We start from the raw sequence: 17,917 nt of genomic DNA, 5'->3' as shown, positions 1-17,917 counted from the left end.
TTAATTCCTTTTTATTTGGGAGGAAGTTTTTCACCTGCTTCCTTATTTATCGCTATTATTCAACCACTTAGACCGAGATAGAGACCAGATAGGCAAAAGAACTTGTTCTTGAAACTGACCTCTGCTATAATGATTTGTGTAAAGGACGTGAGGGGGGCAGTATTAGACAACTCAAGTTCCTAAAAAAGAAATTGGAGATAAAGAAATGAAAAAATTATTGGGAATTGTATTTTTACTACAGCAGCGACAGTATTGTATTTTGGTTCTGTTGGCTGGCCAAGTTTAGATGTCAACCTTTGGTCATTGATTCCAGTAGGCCTGTTCCTCTTTTTCACTCTGGAGAATCTTTTGAAAAAGGATTACAAGGCTAGTCTCATGTGTTTGATTATTGCCTTTATCATTGCGAATGCAATTTTGGATCTTTTGCCAATTTCAAGTGGCTTGGTGATTGGAGTAGGTGTGCTAGCTTGTGTAGGTATTGGTTATCTCTTTCCTGATAAAGAAAATAGGAATTGATGAAAAAAATAGATAAAGAAAAAAACACTTCAATCACTGTATTTAGTTTGATTGAGGTGTTTTTGATTTCATTTTTTTATTTCTGAGCCATCAATTCAACAATCATCTCGATATACATGACAAGGGTCAATAAGAATCCTGCACGCCAGAAGAATTTGATGAATTTAGGATAGTAAAAGCTGCGTTTTTTCAAAAGGAAGAAAAAAACGAGAACAATGGCTAGGACTGAGAGGGCTAGCCCCAGTCTAGGGAGGAAATTATGGGTAAAGGTTTTAGCTGTAATCAGGTAATACTCAAATATTAAAACTGGAAAAGCCAAATCCGCAAAGTTTCGTCCTAGTTTTTTTAATCTAAAAAGTTTGGTTATGATAATGCAGACGACTAAGGTCAGTATCAATAATAAAATAGATGCTAATTTCATTAAAATCATACCCATATTGTATCATAAAAAATGGCTAAAGGAAACGAGAAACAGAGGAATTTATAGGAAAGTCAGGCTTTTGAGATTGTAGATGTTTTTTGTTATAATGAAGGTTATGAAATCTTATAACACCTTGAATGATTATTATCGAAAACTCTTTGGAGAAAAGACCTTTAAAGTCCCGATTGATGCGGGATTTGACTGTCCCAATCGTGATGGAACTGTGGCTCATGGAGGCTGTACTTTTTGTACGGTTTCAGGTTCTGGAGATGCTATCGTAGCACCAGATGCGCCTATCCGTGAGCAATTTTATAAGGAAATTGACTTTATGCACCGTAAGTGGCCAGACGTGCAGAAGTATCTGGTTTATTTTCAAAATTTTACCAATACCCATGAAAAGGTGGAAGTCATCCGAGAGCGCTACGAGCAAGCTATCAACGAGCCAGGTGTGGTAGGAATTAATATCGGAACACGGCCAGACTGTTTACCAGACGAAACCATTGAATATTTGGCTGAGTTATCGGAACGCATGCATGTGACGGTAGAATTGGGCTTGCAGACTACTTATGAAACAACCTCTGACCTGATTAATCGCGCCCACTCCTATGAATTGTATGTGGAAACGGTTAAGCGTTTGAGAAAGTATCCCAAGATTGAGATTGTTTCCCATCTGATCAATGGACTTCCTGGTGAAACCCATGAGATGATGATTGAAAATGTACGCCGCTGTGTTACGGATAATGATATTCAAGGGATTAAATTGCACTTGCTTCACCTGATGACCAATACGCGTATGCAACGGGACTACCACGAGGGACGTTTGCAACTGATGAGTCAGGACGAATATGTCAAGGTCATCTGTGACCAACTGGAAATCATTCCCAAGCATATCGTCATCCATCGAATCACAGGAGATGCACCTAGAGATATGCTGATTGGACCTATGTGGAGTCTCAATAAATGGGAAGTTCTCAACAGCATTGAGATGGAGATGCGACGTCGCGGAAGTGTTCAAGGATGCAAGGCTGTAAAACAGGAGTTTGAAAATGAAAAGACCACTTGAGATGGCACATGACTTTTTGGCTGAGGTTGTAACTCAGGATGATATCGTAGTAGATGCAACCATGGGAAATGGTCATGACACGCTTTTTCTAGCTAAGTTAGCAAAGCAAGTCTATGCCTTTGATATTCAGGAGCAAGCTCTGGAGAAAACTCAAGAGCGTTTGAACCAGGTTGGAATGACAAATGCCCAGTTAATCTTGCAAGGCCATGAGACACTGGACCAGTTTGTGACAGAAGCCAAGGCAGGGATCTTTAATCTGGGCTATTTGCCGTCAGCTGATAAGTCTGTCATCACCCGACCTCAGACAACGATTGAAGCATTGAAAAAGCTGTGTGACTTACTTGTCAAAGGTGGACGGATTGCTATTATGATCTACTATGGGCATGAAGGAGGTGACCTTGAGAGAGATGCTGTCTTGGATTTTGTTAGCCAGTTGAACCAACAAGAGTATACAGCTGCCATTTACAGAACCCTGAATCAAGTCAACAACCCGCCATTTTTAGTGATGATTGAGAAATTAGAGAGATATAGACATGGATAAACAATACCTACGTGAAAAGCTGGATGCCATGCGCCAGAATTTTGTTGAATCAACCCACCACGAACGAGCGGTGGGGGTGTTAGATCAAGTGCATATGAGCAAAAAAATGCTTAAAATCAAGAAAAAATTAGTTGCTCTTGAAATGGAACGGTGCCAGAGAAAAATTGAGCATAAAGATTGTTCCAAGATTGACCAAAAAATCAAAGAGCAGAAGGAGATATTTGAATCCTGTTGTAAAAAAGACTAAGGAGGAAGTGCGTGGAATTACTGATTTACCTCATCCTATTTTTACTGGTATTGATTGTCTCAAGTACAACCAATAAACTCCTGCCCTTTTTGCCTCTCCCTTTGGTGCAAATTCTTTTGGGAATTGTGATTGGTCTCTTTTTACCCAATACCGACTTTCATCTCAATACAGAGTTGTTTTTGGCCCTGGTTATTGGACCCTTGCTTTTCAGAGAGTCGGAAGAAGCAGATATTACGGCTATTTTAAAGCACTGGCGAATCATTGTCTATCTCATATTTCCAGTGATTTTCATCTCGACACTGAGTTTGGGTGGCTTGGCTCATCTTCTTTGGTTCAGCCTCCCCTTGGCAGCTTGTTTGGCTGTTGGGGCGGCCCTTGGCCCTACGGATTTGGTGGCCTTTGCCTCTCTTTCGGAGCGCTTTAGCTTTCCTAAGCGCGTGTCCAATATTCTTAAAGGTGAAGGACTCTTGAATGATGCATCTGGTTTGGTTGCCTTCCAGGTAGCTTTGACAGCTTGGACAACTGGAGCCTTTTCCCTTGGGCAAGCTAGTAGTTCGCTCATCTTTTCAATTCTAGGCGGTTTTTTGATTGGCTTTTTAACAGCCATGATCAACCGTTTCCTTCATAGCTTCTTGCTAAGTGTGAGAGCAACGGATATTGCCAGCGAACTTTTATTAGAATTGAGTTTGCCCCTGGTGACCTTCTTCCTGGCAGAAGAAGTCCATGTTTCAGGGATTATTGCCGTTGTGGTTGCGGGGATTTTAAAGGCAAGCCGCTTTAAGAAAATTACGCTCCTCGAAGCCCAAGTGGATACGGTGACCGAGACGGTTTGGCATACAGTGAATTTTATGCTCAATGGTTCTGTCTTCGTGATTTTAGGGATGGAGTTGGAAATGATAGCAGAGCCTATCTTGACCAATCCAATCTATAATCCCTTACTGTTATTGCTATCTCTTGTCGCCCTTACCTTTGTCCTCTTTGCTATTCGTTTTGTCATGATTTATGGCTATTATGCCTATAGAACCAGACGACTCAAGAAAAAGCTAAATAAGTATATGAAGGACATGCTTCTTTTGACCTTCTCAGGTGTCAAGGGAACGGTGTCGATTGCTACGATTCTTCTGATACCAAGTAATCTAGAGCAGGAGTATCCTCTCTTGCTATTCCTTGTCGCAGGTGTGACGCTTGTAAGCTTTTTAACAGGTCTCTTGGTCTTGCCCCATCTTTCTGATGAACAGGAAGAAAGCAAGGATTATCTCATGCATATCGCTATTTTGAATGAAGTAACGCTAGAGTTGGAAAAAGAGTTGGAAGATACCAGAAATAAGCTCCCTCTCTATGCAGCCATTGACAATTATCATGGACGTATTGAAAATCTCATCCTGAGTCAAGAAAATAAGGGAGCTCAAGAAGACTGGGAGGCCTTGAAACTTCTCATCCTCAGTATTGAAAGTGATGGTTTAGAACAGGCTTATGAAGAGGACAAGATGAGTGAGCGTGCCTATCGAGTCTACCAGCGTTATTTGAAAAACATGGAACAAAGCATCAATCGCAAGTTTGCTTCACGATTGACCTATTATTTCCTTGTTTCCTTGCGGATTTTACGTTTTCTCCTTCACGAAGTCTTTACCTTAGGCAAGACTTTTCGCAGTTGGAAAAATGAAGAATCACAGAAACTCCGAGCCCTTGACTATGACCAAATTGCAGAGCTCTATTTAGAAAATACTGAGATGATTATCGAAAGTCTGGAGAACCTAAAAGGGGTTTATAAGAGTTCCTTGATCAGCTTCATGCAGGATTCTCGTCTCCGAGAAACAGCTATTATCACCAGTGGTGCCTTTGTCGAACGGGTTATCAATCGCGTCAAGCCCAACAATATCGATGAAATGCTGAGAGGCTATTATTTGGAGCGCAAGTTGATTTTCGAATACGAAGAAAAACGATTGATTACGACCAAGTATGCCAAGAAGTTACGACAAAATGTCAATAACTTAGAGAACTATTCTCTGAAGGAAGCTGCCAATACCCTGCCTTATGATATGGTGGAATTGGTAAGAAGAAATTAATCAAGATTATAAGTGAAGGAGTGTGACATGAAAAAGTGGTGGAAAGAGCTGACAGACAAGCCTTTATTAAAAGCCTTTTTGAATTATTATCAAGCATCAGATAGTGAGTTGACTAGTGTCGCAGTAGCCTACTATTGGTTGATTTCGATTTTCCCCCTGCTTTTGGTGGTGGTCAATATCCTACCTTATTTTCAGATTCCAGTTTCCAATTTTTTAAAGGTTGTCAATGAATTCTTGCCCGATACCATGTATGATGTGGTGGCAAATATTATTACAGAAGTGCTGACCCAACCGTCAACGGGCTTATTGAGTTTTGCGGTTTTGTCAGCCCTCTGGACTTTTTCAAAATCCATGAATTTCCTACAGAAAGCCTTTAATAAAGCCTACGGAGTAGCAAAAAATCGTGGAATGATTTCCAGTCAGCTCATGAGTTTGTTTGTCAGTTTTGGCTTGCAGATTCTCTTTGCTTTAGCCCTCTTTCTCAGTGTCTTTGGCCGCATGCTTCTCAACCTTATCAAAAGTTACTGGAAATCAGATAGTCCTTTATTTGACTACTTGCAAGACCTAACAGGCCCCTTGGTCTATGCCTTGATTTTTGCTATCTTGGTCATGCTTTATTATTTCCTGCCCAATGTTACGGTTCGACGGATTCGCTCTGTGTTGCCAGGTAGTATCTTTGCCTTGTTGACTCTGGTCTTACTACTTAATATCTTTTCAGTCTATGTCAACAATTATGTCAATCACATCGTGGACGTCCGTTTTTTTAGTTCCATCGTCGTGGTAGTCATGATGTTCTGGTTTATTCTCATTGCTAAGATTTTGATTGTCGGCGCGGTTATCAATGCTAGTGTCCAGAGTTTGAAAGATCTGAATTTTAGAAAAGACTAACGAATTTTTAATTCATTATAAAACGCATAATATGAAAATTTCACGAGGTCAACTATAGTCAGAAAGCTGAACAACAAGCCAAAACGCCCAAAAAAGGCGACAAAAAGCAAGCACCTGCAAGCAACGTGCCGAAATGGTCAAATCCTGATTATGTCAACGAATTAGACCCAAAAATCGTTGATATGCTAGTAGAATTTCACAAGTCGCAATGCACTTTGGAAACTCCCGAGGCGCAAGCAGAAATTGCCCAAAGACGTGAAGAAATCGAGCAAAGGAGAGCTGAGCTTGAGGATAAAAACAAGAGCTTTTGAACCGCTTGAACAAATAGAGTTTCGCAAGTATTATGCTTACAAATTACTTGAGCAATTAACTAAAATATAAACCCTACCTTTATATCTAGGCAGGGTTTATATTTTAGAAATTCACGTAGGTTGTTTCGGTTTTTTCATACCCAGTATAATCTGAGTTTCTATAGTATCCAGTGATAAACTTCCATTTTCTTTGAGCAACATGGATATAAGTATTTGTTATGTAGTATGGATATGGGCTTTGTGACTCCAAGTAAGACTGATAAGCTTGTATACCAAAATCTGCTCCACCAATTATTGCACCCCATGGGCCACCCACCATAGAACCTATAATAGCAAAAAACGCGGATATTCCAGATTGAACCATGAAGTTAGCGAATGTGTTTTCTAGTTTATTCCCATGTATTGTGTTGACGTAATTCCAAACATTAGGATCGTATGATCTAAAAGATATATTTAGGTCGATTTCATTCTTTTGATAAGCCATATAGAATGACCCATTGACATAGACACCATCAGCACGTTGTTCAATAGTGTCTACACTTCCATCTGGATTGACCACCTCAAGAACTTCATCACTTAAAATATTTACTTGCGTATCTCCGAACCGCACTGATGAGCCATTCTTAAACTGAGTCTCACCAGATACAACTTTAGAGTTTGCCGATAAGCTATCATCAGCAAAAACAACAAGCGACGGGGAAATGCTAGACATACAGAAAATAGACATAACTAGCAAACACATGCATTTAAACATCTTAGACATAACGGAAACTCCTTTTTATTTTTGATTTTTTTCAACTTTTATTATACAATAAAACCAAATAAAAAGAAAGCGGTAACAATATGCTTAATGTGAAAATTTTATATATATTTTTATTTTTGATCTTTGTCGAAACTACAGGCTTGTTGTTGTTGAAAAACGGTCTTGAAAGAGGTTATTTAGATACAGGAGCTATCATCCTTGCAGTTTTTACATTTGCTTTCGACAACCTATGTTCATTTGTTTGGGTCTACTTTACAATAAAAAACCATAAAAAATAAATAGACGTATTTTCAAAAAAGATTGCATATTTATATTGGTAAAACGACGATTTAAATCGTCGTTTTTTTGTATAACTCCCCCTGAAATTTATTTTAATTATGCAGATTTCACGTATTTTTGGTGCTGAGACAACGATTCTAAGAGCTTTTCAGACTTTTTTGCGACCTGTCCCTATCATTAGAAAAGCTTAGAGCGCCAAAGGATTTCACCTGATAATATGCGCTTTTTTGATTATGAAAATTAATAGATAAACATGGCATCGCCAAAGCTAAAGAAGCGGTACTGTTCATTGATGGCATGTTGATAAGCATCCAAGACAAGTTCTCGTCCTGCAAAGGCAGAAACCAACATGACCAGAGTTGATTTTGGCAGGTGGAAATTGGTTGAAAAGGCATCTACAATCTTCCAGTCATAGCCAGGTTTGATAAAGATATTGGTCCAGCCAGAATCTGCTTGGATTTTACCATCAAACTTGGAACCAATGGTCTCCAAGGTACGGATAGAAGTGGTTCCAACAGCGATGATACGACCACCATTTTCCTTAACAGAGCGAAGGGTGGCAGCTGCTTCCTCAGAAAGCTGGTAGAATTCTGAGTGCATTTCGTGTTCGTCCAAATTGTCCACAGAAACAGGTCTAAAGGTTCCAAGTCCGACATGGAGAGTCAAATAGACCAGATGAACACCCTTAGCTTGGATTTCTGCCAGCAGTTCTTTGGTGAAGTGGAGACCAGCAGTAGGTGCAGCAGCAGAGCCACTTTCCTTGGCATAGACAGTTTGATAGCGTTCACGGTCATCCAGTTTTTCGTGGATATAAGGTGGCAGAGGCATTTCTCCTAGACTTTCCAAGACTTCTAGGAAAATTCCTTGGTATTCAAAGCGGACAATACGGCCTCCGTGGGTCAATTCTTCTGTAACGACAGCGCTGAGGCGACCATCACCAAAGCTAACACGAGTCCCGACCTTGAGGCGTTTGGCAGGTTTAGCCAGAACTTCCCACTCATCTCCACTAGTGTTTTTAAGGAGGAGTAGTTCCACATGACCTCCAGTTTCCTCCTTTTGACCATAGAGGCGGGCAGGGAGAACGCGGGTGTCGTTCATGACAAGGGCATCACCAGGTTCCAGCATATCAATAATAGAGTGGAAGTGTTTATCCTGCATTTCTCCAGTTTCACGGTTGACGATGAGGAGTTTAGAGGCATCCCGTTTTTCAAGGGGCGTTTGGGCAATCAATTCCTCTGGCAAGTGGAAATCAAAATCAGCTGTATTCATATATCTGTTCATTCTTTCTAAATTCTAATCCTATCCATTATAACATGTTTCAAGTATAGTCGCTCTTTTTTTAGAAATTAAATCGTTTTCACTTGACAAAAATTGGTCTATACCATATAATAAATATAGATTAAAACGGAGGATGAAAAGATGAAAGTTATTAAAGTTGAAAACCAAGTCGAAGGTGGAAAAGTTGCTTTTGAGATTTTGAAGGAAAAATTGGCTAATGGAGCTCAAACTCTAGGACTTGCGACAGGAAGTAGTCCACTTGAATTTTACAAGGAAATTGTTGATAGTGACCTTGATTTTTCAAATCTAACAAGTGTCAACCTTGATGAGTATGTAGGACTTGATGGAGACAATCCACAGTCTTATCGTTACTTCATGCAAGAAAACTTGTTTAACCAAAAACCATTTAAAGAAAGTTTCTTGCCTCGTGGAGTTAAGGACGATGCTGAAGCTGAAGTTGAACGCTACAACCAAATTTTGGCTGACCATCCAGTTGACCTGCAAATCTTGGGAATTGGTCGCAATGGACATATTGGATTTAATGAACCAGGAACATCATTTGATAGCCAAACACATCTTGTAGAACTTGACCAGTCTACTATTGAAGCCAATGCGCGCTTCTTTGACAAGATTGAAGATGTTCCAACCCAAGCCATTTCAATGGGGATTAAAAACATCTTGGATGCTAAGTCAATTCTTCTCTTTGCTTACGGTGCATCAAAAGCAGAAGCCATTGCCGGAACAGTGTCTGGCCCAGTGACTGAGAATCTACCAGCAAGTAGCCTACAAAATCACCCTGATGTGACCATCATCGCAGATGCTGAAGCGCTTAGCTTACTTGAAAAATAAAAACGTGAGTTCCTTCAGTATCTTTTACTGAGTGCTTTCAAGACTTGTATAAATGGCAGAAAAAATCTAAATTTAACCGCATTTTTTCTTGACAATTGTTCCTTTTACGTGTAGAATAGAATAGATCTTGAACTTGAAGGGAGTGAAAAAAATGTCTAAAACAGTAGTACGTAAGAATGAATCTCTTGACGACGCACTTCGTCGTTTCAAACGTGCGGTTACTAAAGCTGGTACTCTTCAAGAAACACGCAAACGTGAATTCTATGAAAAACCTTCTGTAAAACGTAAACGTAAATCAGAAGCAGCTCGTAAACGTAAAAAATTCTAATTAGAAATGAAAGGCTGGAGAAATCTAGTCCTTTTTCTTTTAATACTCTTCGAAAATCTCTTCAAACCACGTCAACGTCGCCTTGCCGTATGTATGTGACTGACTTCGTCAGTCTTATCCACAACCTCAAAACCGTGTTTTGAGCTGACTACGTCAGTTCCATCTACAACCTCAAAACGGTGTTTTGAGCAACCTGCGGCTAGTTTCCTAGTTTGCTCTTTGATTTTCATTGAGTATAAATAAATACTCCAAAGCCTGCAAAAATCTCAAATATCCTCCTACAATTTGATATAATAGAAAGAAGAACTCATTTGAAGGAGAAAATGATGTCGGTTTTAGTAAAAGAAGTGATTGAAAAGCTTAGACTAGACATTGTCTATGGCGAACCAGAATTGCTTGAAAAGGAAATCAATACAGCGGACATAACTAGACCTGGTCTTGAAATGACAGGTTATTTTGACTACTACACGCCAGAGCGGATTCAACTTTTGGGAATGAAGGAGTGGTCCTATCTTGTTTCGATGTCCTCTCACAACCGTTACCAAGTCTTGAAAAAAATGTTTCTACCTGAGACACCTGCGGTTATTGTTGCCCGTGGTTTGGTAGTTCCAGAGGAAATGTTAAAGGCAGCTAGAGAATGTAAGATTGCCATTTTAACCAGTCGTACAGCAACTAGTCGTTTATCTGGAGAGTTATCTAGTTATCTGGATTCACGTTTAGCAGAACGGACCAGTGTGCACGGGGTCTTGATGGATATCTATGGTATGGGTGTCTTGATTCAAGGCGATAGTGGAATTGGTAAGAGCGAGACAGGTCTAGAGCTTGTCAAACGTGGTCACCGCTTGGTAGCAGATGATCGTGTCGATATCTTTGCCAAGGATGAGATTACTCTTTGGGGTGAACCAGCTGAAATCTTGAAACACTTGATTGAAATTCGTGGGGTTGGGATTATCGATGTCATGAGCCTCTACGGTGCCAGTGCTGTCAAGGACTCTTCACAAGTCCAGCTGGCTGTTTATTTGGAAAATTACGATACGCATAAGACTTTTGATCGTCTTGGGAACAATGCAGAGGAATTAGAAATTTCTGGCGTAGCTATTCCTCGTATCCGTATCCCAGTTAAAACAGGTCGTAATATCTCTGTCGTGATTGAGGCGGCTGCCATGAATTATCGTGCTAAGGAAATGGGCTTTGATGCGACGCGTTTGTTCGAAGAACGCTTGACAAATCTTATTGCTCAAAATGAGGTGCCTAATGCTTGATCCAATTGCTATTCATCTTGGCCCTCTAGCCATTCGTTGGTATGCCTTGTGTATTGTGACAGGCTTGATTCTGGCGGTTTATTTGACCATGAAAGAAGCGCCTAGAAAGAAGATCATACCAGACGATATTTTAGATTTTATCTTGGTAGCCTTTCCTCTGGCTATTTTAGGAGCTCGTCTCTACTATGTCATTTTCCGTTTTGATTATTATAGTCAGAATTTGGGAGAGATTTTTGCCATTTGGAATGGTGGTTTGGCCATTTACGGAGGTTTGATAACTGGGGCTCTTGTACTCTATATCTTTGCTGATCGTAAACTCATTAATACTTGGGATTTTCTAGATATTGCGGCGCCGAGTGTCATGATTGCCCAAAGTCTGGGTCGCTGGGGCAATTTCTTTAACCAAGAAGCTTATGGTGCAGCAGTGGATAATCTGGATTATCTACCTGGCTTTATCCGTGACCAGATGTATATTGAGGGGAGCTACCGTCAACCGACCTTCCTTTATGAGTCTCTATGGAATCTACTTGGATTTGTCTTGATTTTGATATTCAGACGAAAATGGAAGAGCCTCAGACGAGGCCATATCACTGCTTTCTACTTGATTTGGTATGGTTTCGGTCGTATGGTCATCGAAGGCATGCGGACAGATAGCCTCATGTTCTTTGGACTTCGAGTGTCTCAATGGCTTTCAGTTGTCCTTATCGGTCTCGGTATTTTTATCATTCTATATCAAAATCGAAAGAAGGCCCCTTTCTATATTACAGAGGAGGAAAAGTAAATGTTAGAAGTTGCATATATTCTTGTAGCCCTTGCTTTGATTGTCTTTTTAGTGTATCTAATTATTACTGTACAAAAGCTTGGACGTGTTATCGATGAAACAGAAAAGACGATTAAAACCTTGACTTCAGATGTGGATGTGACCTTGCATCATACCAATGAATTGCTGGCTAAGGTCAATGTCTTGGCAGATGATATCAATGTCAAGGTGGCAACGATTGATCCACTCTTTAGCGCTGTTGCAGATTTGTCTCTATCTGTTTCAGACCTCAATGACCATGCGCGTGTCTTGAGCAAGAAAGCTTCATCAGCTGGTTCAAAAACCCTCAAGACTGGTGCAAGTTTGTCAGCTCTTCGTCTTGCAAGTAAATTTTTCAAAAAATAAAAAAGGAGAATCCTTATGGGTAAACTATCCTCAATCCTTTTAGGAACCGTTTCAGGTGCAGCTCTTGCCTTGTTTTTAACAAGCGACAAGGGCAAACAAGTTTGCAGTCAGGCTCAAGATTTTCTAGATGATTTGAGAGAAGATCCTGAGTATGCCAAGGAGCAGGTCTGTGAAAAACTGACAGAAGTCAAGGAGCAGGCCACAGATTTTGTTCTTAAAACCAAAGAACAGGTTGAGTCAGGTGAAATCACTGTGGACAGTGTACTTGATCAAGCTAAATCCTATGTTTTTCAAGCAACAGAAGCATCAAAGGATCGATTCAATAATCTCAAGGAGCACTGGCAAGAAAAGGCTGAAACGTTTGATGATTCGGAAGAGATTATTATCGAATTAAAAAAATAATAAAATAAATAGTAACTATTCTAGATCCTATAAACTCTCTAGTGGCTTATACCTCTATAGAGCTTATAGGCTTTTTTATGCGGATAAAACGTTGAATGAAAGAAATTCATCTACTTTTTCTATGAATAGATTTGTTTTTCAATACAAATAATTAAAATATTTATAATATTATCTTTAAAAATACAATATTTCTCGAATTTTAAGCAGTTTAATGCTACATGTTTGATTAAATATGTCAAATGTGGTATAATTGAGCTGTGATAGCTGTGATAGCTGTGATGTGTAAAATACTCATCATAGTGATTTTTTATGGTTATATTCCTACTTGGGATTAGCTATAAAAATTGCTTTTTAATTTGATTTTATATTTTGACATAAGGAGGAAAAATGGAAAACAAATCGAATTCACTAAGTAGAGTAAAGCGTCACCAACGTGAAAAGGTTCTACGCTTTTCTATTCGTAAATATAGCTTTGGTGCGGCTTCAGTAGCTGTTGCAGCACTGATGTTTTTGGGTGCGCGCGTTGCGAGTGCGGATAGTGTAGTTGACAAGGCTTCACAACTTAATGCGAGTGTAGTGAACCCTAAAGATAAGGTCGATTCGCCTGAGGATGTTACAGAATCTACTGCAAACAAAGTAGATGCAGGAAACAAATTTTCAGAAAATCAAGCGCTTCCAAATGCTGTAAATAACGCGCCTACAGTCGATAAAGCCAAGTTGAAAAAAGTAGTTGAAGAATTAAATGCTCTTCTTTCTACTAAATTAAACCTTGACGAGTCAGTAGTATCGCCTGTCAAAGACAGACTTCAAAAAGGAAAAGAAGCCCTAGAAAGTTCTGAGCTAGCCCAAAAGGATATCGATGAACTTGTAGAACTCTTGTCTAAAGATGTGACAGTCGTATCAGCTGCTAAGGAACCAACTGCGGTTCAAGTAGATAAAACTGAGAAGCCAGCTGACAATCTAGCAAGCCAATCTTCTCCTGAAGTAAGCGCAAGCGAAGAGAGTCAAACTGTATCAGCTAAAAAAGATGCTTTGAAAGTATCTGTAGATCAATTGCAGGCAGCTGTTTTGGAATTGCCTGAGCATGAGACTAGCAAAGAAGTTCTTGAAAAAGCCAATGAACTATTGGGCTTGGCTCAAGGTGTTCTTGAGAATACAACAGTTTCTCTGAATGATGTTGAAGATATGACAAAACGTGTAAAGAGAATGTTTAACTCTGTTAAAAACGCTACAACACGTTTGACTTCAGGTGCTCGTGACTCACGTAATGGCAAGAGCATGGTTCAAGGTACAAACTTTAGAGCAACTACGGTTGAATATGGTCGTGTAGAAAATGCCTTAATTAATGTTAAAGAGTTTATATCAGAAGCAAAAGGTCAAGGGTCAACAGAAAACGGTAATCGTGATCGAACAATCCAGAAAACATTCATGACTGCAAAATACAGTGAAGAGAATGGTGCGAAATATATTACTTATGATGTTTATTTCCAAAATGACGGTAGAGCTTTAGATGGGAATGCTAGGAATGCTTTTTGGTTCTATCCGCCACGTGATATTCTGTATAATAATGGAAGATATCCAGAAGGTACTATTGCTGAGGCTTACTATGAGCGCTATAGAAATAATGGAAGTGGGGGAACACTTTCTCATAATCCTAATAATTTCACTAAAGTGGGAAATACATATCATGTTCCTTTAAGGAGTGGAAAGTATGAAGATGATAGTTCTCAAAGAGTTTGGGGAGAATCATATAGCTTCTATCAACTGACAGGTGGTCCGAATAGAGATGATCAACGACAACAGATGTTGAAAAACTTACAATACAATAGTGACTTAAACAGTATTATCAAATCAAACGGAAGCTATCCGAGTGCTTCTTATTCGCATTTATTAACAATAAGCCCAAATGTTCAGTACGCATATAAATATCATGTCAAGATGCGTTTGAGGGATAATGTAACGGCGGATCAAGCTAAAGCAGCGGGAACTATGGCTGTAACTGTTAAAGCAGGATTAGCTACAAACGCAACGGCAGGGTATGTGTATGCTGCTACTGGAACAAGATTAGTAACTACCCCAGACGCACCATTAGCCCCAATTCAAGGTTTAACAGTTACAAAAACAGTAGGAGATAACGCAGGAGATCCAATAAATCCTGTATCTTCAGGTTATGTTAAACATAAAAATAATAAATCATTCCCTGCTGGTATGAGTTGGAGTTGGGCAGGGAATAATTCACCAAGCACAGCACAAGCTGGAGTATTCAAGTATACTTCTATTGCGACTTATCAAGACGGTTCTAAATCAACTGATGCCGGTTCTGGTTCAGATGGAACAGTTACATTAATCGTTAAACCAAAACAACCGACGATTACAACAAATGTTGAACATAAAAAAGGCTTACCAAATCAACAAATTACGGTTAATGTCGGAAGTGGAGTGCCAAACGGTTCGACAGTTAAACTTTATGATGGTAATACAGTTATTGGAACTGGAACAACTAATGGACAGACTGCGACAGTTACAGTTACAAGAGCTTTACCAGGAAACCCTATTACAGCTGAAACAGTTGTGAATAATAATGGAACAGTAACTTCTAATAGAAGTAATCCTGTTACTCCAACCCCTAAACCAGATACACAAGCACCCACATTGACTGTTACACCAGCAGAACAAACTGTAAAAGTTGGTGAGAAAATCTTATTTAACTTAGATGGACGAGATGATACTAAGGTAAATTTAGATTTTTCAGATATAGCTACAAAATATGGTAATCATCTATTTACGCAACAAACGAACTATTCAGTAAATACTGATAAACAAAAGACACTATCTATTGACCTTGGAGCGGCAAAGGAAACTGATATTGGAGAAAAAACAGTTAACTTTAAGGCAACTGATGACGCTGGTCACGAAATTGTTAAGACAGTAAAAGTAAAAGTTGTACCAGCCACTAAAGAGAATGAAAAACACAATCCAACAGCAGAAACTGTTGAAATTGGAATCAAACAAGAATTAACAGATGAAGCAATTAAAGCAAAAGTTAAAAATTACCCAAGTAGTGCGACGTTAAGTGTTAAACAAAAACCTGATACAGATACAACAGGTAACAAAACAGCTACAGTTATTGTGACTTACTCTGATAAATCAACAGATGAAGTAACAGTTCCAGTAGTGGTTCGTGATACAACGCCACCAAAAATCTACTGGGCTAAAGACGATGGTAGTAAAGTGGAGTTAGGAAAAACTCATGAACAAGGACAAAATATAGTTATTCCACTATACCGTGGTGATGCAGTAAATACACGTCTCATCACTACAGATGACAGTGGAAATGTCACGAACTTCAAAATGGAAAACCTACAAAGTGGCTTTAACTTTACACCTGTCAATGGCACGGCAACAGAAGGTTCGCCATTAGGACAAAATGTAACAGGAACAGTTGGTTTAGGTGTTGCAAAAGGTAAGTATACTGCCCGTGCAATTTCAACTGATGGTACAAATTCAACAACAGGATATTTTGTATTTGAAGTACATGAACAGGCAGAAAAGTATACTCCAGCAGCAAATACGCTGACTGTACCATTTAACCATACCATCACAGATGATGAAGTTAAAGGAAAAGTCATTGCTAAACCTGGTACACCAGCCTTTCCAAATGGAACCATCTTTGAAGTAGTTTCAAAACCTGAAACCAATACTACAGGAACAGATAAAAAAGCAGTTGTAAAAATTACATATCCAGATAAGTCAAGTGAGAATATTGATGTCCCTGTTCATGTAGGAAAAGACTTAGCTAGTCAGCATCCACTGGAAGGTCAGACAGTAACTGTTACAGTTGGAGATTCGCTAAAAACATGGAATGGACGTGTAGATTCGAACCGATACACAAATGCACCAAAAGGACGTGGAAATGGGGTAGAATGGGGTTGGAAAGGAACAGCGCCGAAAGTTGTTCAAGATACAGCAGGTGTCTTTAAGTACACAGCAACAGCAACTCATACTGATAAATCAGTAGCAGAATCTGATCCACAAGTAACCGTTATCGTTAAACCAAAAGCTCCAACGATTGAAACGGATTTAACTGGTAAGGCAGAATTGCCTAACACAGCAGTTGTTGTAAATGTTCATGAAGGGGTAAAAGATGGCTCTATTGTAACACTTTATTCTCAGGATGGACGTGCAATTGGTACAGGTACTGTGGCTAATGGAAAAGCGACAGTTACAGGAACAATTCCAAAAGGAAATATTACAGCTAAAACAACTGTTCAAACATCTGGTGAGCAAGATGTCACATCTGATCCTAGTCCAGAGAAAGTAGCGACAACTAATAAAGCAGCTCTTTATCCTATCAAAGGTAAAACGGCGACTGTTACAGTTGGAGATTCGTTAAGAAGCTGGAAGGGGCGTGTGGACGCTAACCAATATACAGACGCTGGACCTAATGGTAAAGGAATTGGAGTTGAGTGGGGCTGGGAAGGAACAGCACCAAAGATACTTCAAGATACAGCAGGTGTCTTTAAGTACACAGCAACAGCAACTCATACAGATAACACAGTAGCCAAATCTAATCCGCAAGTAACCATCATTGTTAAGCCAAAAGCTCCAACGATTGAAACGGATTTAACAGGTAAGTCTAATCAAGAAAATGTCCCAGTAACTGTTTCTGTTGGAGAGGGAGTTAAAAATGGTTCAATCGTGACTCTTTATGGTCCAGATGGAACAACTGTTATTGGTACAGGAACGGTAACAAATGGGAAAGCAACTGCAATTATCACAGGTAAGGTTCCAGTAGGAAATATTACAGCTAAAACAACTGTTCAAACACCAGGACAAGATAATGTTGTGTCAGAACCAAGCCCAATTAAGGAGGCAACAAATATTGTTCCAACAGCCAAAACTCAAACAGTTGGGCATAAGGATCAACCAATTGCTAAGAACAGTATTGGTAATAATGGTGACCTTCCAAATGGCACAAATTACACATGGAAGACGACACCAGATACTTCTACACCAGGTGACAAGCCAGGTATTGTAACTGTTACCTATCCAGATGGTTCGACGATCGATGTCCCAGTAACAGTAACCGTTACACCACAAAAGGATACGTATACACCAACTCCTGTTAATCAAACTGTAGGTTTGAATAAAACACCAGAAGCCAAAGATAGTATTGGTAACAAAAATAATCTTCCAAACGGAACAACATATGTGTGGAAGGAAACACCGGACACATCTACAGCAGGTGATAAGCCGGCAGTAGTACTCGTTACTTACCCAGACAAAACAGTAGATGAGGTTCCAGTAACAGTTAAGGTGACTCAGGTATCTGATGATTACACACCGAAATACAATGATGGCCATGGCAAACCAGGCTCTAAGGTTGAAATTCCATTGACAGAAGCGAATGGTAAGAAGATTCCAGACGGCACAACCTTCGAAAGTGACCAACCAGGCGTTATCGACGTAGATAAAGATGGCAAAGTCACTGTTACAATTCCAGAAGGAGCAAAACCAGGAGATAAGATTACAGGTAAG

16 protein-coding genes and 2 pseudogenes are annotated in these 17,917 nt (G+C 39.6%); 14 read left to right on the top strand and 4 right to left on the bottom strand.

All coding sequences use genetic code 11. The features are described from left to right. Positions 1–205: 205 nt before the first annotated feature. Positions 206–516, top strand: a pseudogene (locus GEZ84_RS09455) (hypothetical protein). A 76-nt stretch (positions 517–592) separates the two neighbouring features. On the opposite strand, the gene GEZ84_RS09450 reads toward GEZ84_RS09455, so the two are convergent. Then, on the bottom strand, positions 593–952 hold the full coding sequence (locus GEZ84_RS09450; protein WP_153224348.1) for a DUF3397 domain-containing protein: 360 nt from the start codon (positions 950–952) through the stop codon (positions 593–595). Between the two features lie 91 nt (positions 953–1,043). Here GEZ84_RS09450 and GEZ84_RS09445 point away from each other — a divergent pair, with 91 nt between their 5' ends. The 6 genes and pseudogenes from GEZ84_RS09445 to GEZ84_RS10975 all read left to right on the top strand — a co-directional run bounded on the left by GEZ84_RS09445 (position 1,044) and on the right by GEZ84_RS10975 (position 6,070). Next, positions 1,044–2,000, top strand: coding sequence for a TIGR01212 family radical SAM protein (locus tag GEZ84_RS09445; protein WP_023946280.1), 957 nt, complete (start codon positions 1,044–1,046; stop codon positions 1,998–2,000). After that, the gene (locus GEZ84_RS09440) at positions 1,984–2,541 is read left to right on the top strand and encodes a tRNA (mnm(5)s(2)U34)-methyltransferase (RefSeq protein ID WP_194252060.1); all 558 of its coding nucleotides are present in this window, start codon (positions 1,984–1,986) and stop codon (positions 2,539–2,541) included. Before GEZ84_RS09445 ends, GEZ84_RS09440 begins: the two co-directional genes overlap by 17 nt. Then, positions 2,534–2,788: a hypothetical protein gene (locus GEZ84_RS09435; RefSeq protein WP_000361089.1), complete on the top strand. Its 255-nt coding sequence runs from the start codon at positions 2,534–2,536 to the stop codon at positions 2,786–2,788. The genes GEZ84_RS09440 and GEZ84_RS09435 overlap by 8 nt, the downstream gene beginning before the upstream one ends. A gap of 11 nt (positions 2,789–2,799) precedes the next feature. Then, on the top strand, positions 2,800–4,854 hold the full coding sequence (locus GEZ84_RS09430) for a sodium:proton antiporter (RefSeq protein WP_319946446.1): 2,055 nt from the start codon (positions 2,800–2,802) through the stop codon (positions 4,852–4,854). Between the two features lie 27 nt (positions 4,855–4,881). Next, positions 4,882–5,742: a YihY/virulence factor BrkB family protein gene (locus tag GEZ84_RS09425; RefSeq protein ID WP_153224346.1), complete on the top strand. Its 861-nt coding sequence runs from the start codon at positions 4,882–4,884 to the stop codon at positions 5,740–5,742. A gap of 125 nt (positions 5,743–5,867) precedes the next feature. Next, a pseudogene (locus GEZ84_RS10975) lies at positions 5,868–6,070 on the top strand (hypothetical protein). Positions 6,071–6,156: 86 nt separating this feature from the next. On the opposite strand, the gene GEZ84_RS09415 reads toward GEZ84_RS10975, so the two are convergent. Next, a complete protein-coding gene (locus tag GEZ84_RS09415) occupies positions 6,157–6,765 on the bottom strand; it encodes a hypothetical protein (protein WP_050540534.1) in 609 nt (202 codons plus the stop codon). 570 nt (positions 6,766–7,335) lie between these two features. After that, a complete protein-coding gene (gene queA, locus GEZ84_RS09410) occupies positions 7,336–8,364 on the bottom strand; it encodes a tRNA preQ1(34) S-adenosylmethionine ribosyltransferase-isomerase QueA (protein ID WP_153224358.1) in 1,029 nt (342 codons plus the stop codon). Positions 8,365–8,514: 150 nt separating this feature from the next. On the opposite strand from queA, the gene GEZ84_RS09405 reads away from it, so the two are divergent. Together GEZ84_RS09405 and rpsU are read left to right on the top strand one after the other, a co-directional pair. Next, complete coding sequence (locus tag GEZ84_RS09405) at positions 8,515–9,222, top strand: glucosamine-6-phosphate deaminase (protein ID WP_153224345.1); 708 nt, start codon at positions 8,515–8,517, stop codon at positions 9,220–9,222. 151 nt (positions 9,223–9,373) lie between these two features. After that, positions 9,374–9,550, top strand: coding sequence for a 30S ribosomal protein S21 (gene rpsU, locus GEZ84_RS09400; protein WP_000048054.1), 177 nt, complete (start codon positions 9,374–9,376; stop codon positions 9,548–9,550). A 71-nt stretch (positions 9,551–9,621) separates the two neighbouring features. Here rpsU and GEZ84_RS10970 read toward each other — a convergent pair whose 3' ends face one another. Beyond that, positions 9,622–9,780 carry a hypothetical protein gene (locus tag GEZ84_RS10970; protein WP_228113037.1) on the bottom strand — a complete coding sequence of 53 codons (159 nt, stop codon included), beginning with the start codon at positions 9,778–9,780 and terminating at the stop codon, positions 9,622–9,624. Between the two features lie 96 nt (positions 9,781–9,876). Between GEZ84_RS10970 and hprK the strand changes: the two genes are divergently transcribed. The 5 genes from hprK to GEZ84_RS09370 form a co-directional block, all read left to right on the top strand. Further along, positions 9,877–10,812, top strand: coding sequence for an HPr(Ser) kinase/phosphatase (hprK, locus tag GEZ84_RS09390; protein ID WP_070482020.1), 936 nt, complete (start codon positions 9,877–9,879; stop codon positions 10,810–10,812). Beyond that, a complete protein-coding gene (gene lgt / locus GEZ84_RS09385) occupies positions 10,805–11,593 on the top strand; it encodes a prolipoprotein diacylglyceryl transferase (RefSeq protein ID WP_153224343.1) in 789 nt (262 codons plus the stop codon). Before hprK ends, lgt begins: the two co-directional genes overlap by 8 nt. Beyond that, complete coding sequence (locus tag GEZ84_RS09380) at positions 11,594–11,977, top strand: DUF948 domain-containing protein (protein WP_000895040.1); 384 nt, start codon at positions 11,594–11,596, stop codon at positions 11,975–11,977. 15 nt (positions 11,978–11,992) lie between these two features. Next, positions 11,993–12,379: a YtxH domain-containing protein gene (locus GEZ84_RS09375; protein ID WP_153224342.1), complete on the top strand. Its 387-nt coding sequence runs from the start codon at positions 11,993–11,995 to the stop codon at positions 12,377–12,379. Between the two features lie 387 nt (positions 12,380–12,766). After that, positions 12,767–17,917, top strand: a 5,151-nt coding sequence (locus GEZ84_RS09370; protein ID WP_153224341.1) for a Rib/alpha-like domain-containing protein, incomplete at its 3' end; no start/stop codon positions are given.

The sequence above is a fragment of the Streptococcus mitis genome (assembly GCF_009496155.1).
Classification (GTDB): domain Bacteria; phylum Bacillota; class Bacilli; order Lactobacillales; family Streptococcaceae; genus Streptococcus; species Streptococcus mitis_BQ.
Note: the sequence above shows the minus strand (reverse complement) of the source record. Positions and strands in the feature narration are given on the sequence as shown.

Excerpts from the sequence above, each read along its gene's own strand:
- GEZ84_RS09440 (WP_194252060.1), top strand. The coding sequence starts at position 1,984 with ATGAAAAGACCACTTGAGATGGCACATGACTTTTTGGCTGAGGTTGTA.
- GEZ84_RS09405 (WP_153224345.1), top strand. The coding sequence starts at position 8,515 with ATGAAAGTTATTAAAGTTGAAAACCAAGTCGAAGGTGGAAAAGTTGCT.
- GEZ84_RS09435 (WP_000361089.1), top strand. The coding sequence starts at position 2,534 with ATGGATAAACAATACCTACGTGAAAAGCTGGATGCCATGCGCCAGAAT.
- hprK (WP_070482020.1), top strand. The coding sequence starts at position 9,877 with ATGTCGGTTTTAGTAAAAGAAGTGATTGAAAAGCTTAGACTAGACATT.
- GEZ84_RS09415 (WP_050540534.1), bottom strand. The coding sequence starts at position 6,765 with ATGTCTAGCATTTCCCCGTCGCTTGTTGTTTTTGCTGATGATAGCTTA.
- lgt (WP_153224343.1), top strand. The coding sequence starts at position 10,805 with ATGCTTGATCCAATTGCTATTCATCTTGGCCCTCTAGCCATTCGTTGG.
- GEZ84_RS09425 (WP_153224346.1), top strand. The coding sequence starts at position 4,882 with ATGAAAAAGTGGTGGAAAGAGCTGACAGACAAGCCTTTATTAAAAGCC.
- queA (WP_153224358.1), bottom strand. The coding sequence starts at position 8,364 with ATGAATACAGCTGATTTTGATTTCCACTTGCCAGAGGAATTGATTGCC.
- GEZ84_RS09380 (WP_000895040.1), top strand. The coding sequence starts at position 11,594 with ATGTTAGAAGTTGCATATATTCTTGTAGCCCTTGCTTTGATTGTCTTT.
- GEZ84_RS09450 (WP_153224348.1), bottom strand. The coding sequence starts at position 952 with ATGGGTATGATTTTAATGAAATTAGCATCTATTTTATTATTGATACTG.
- GEZ84_RS10970 (WP_228113037.1), bottom strand. The coding sequence starts at position 9,780 with ATGAAAATCAAAGAGCAAACTAGGAAACTAGCCGCAGGTTGCTCAAAA.
- GEZ84_RS09375 (WP_153224342.1), top strand. The coding sequence starts at position 11,993 with ATGGGTAAACTATCCTCAATCCTTTTAGGAACCGTTTCAGGTGCAGCT.
- rpsU (WP_000048054.1), top strand. The coding sequence starts at position 9,374 with ATGTCTAAAACAGTAGTACGTAAGAATGAATCTCTTGACGACGCACTT.
- GEZ84_RS09445 (WP_023946280.1), top strand. The coding sequence starts at position 1,044 with ATGAAGGTTATGAAATCTTATAACACCTTGAATGATTATTATCGAAAA.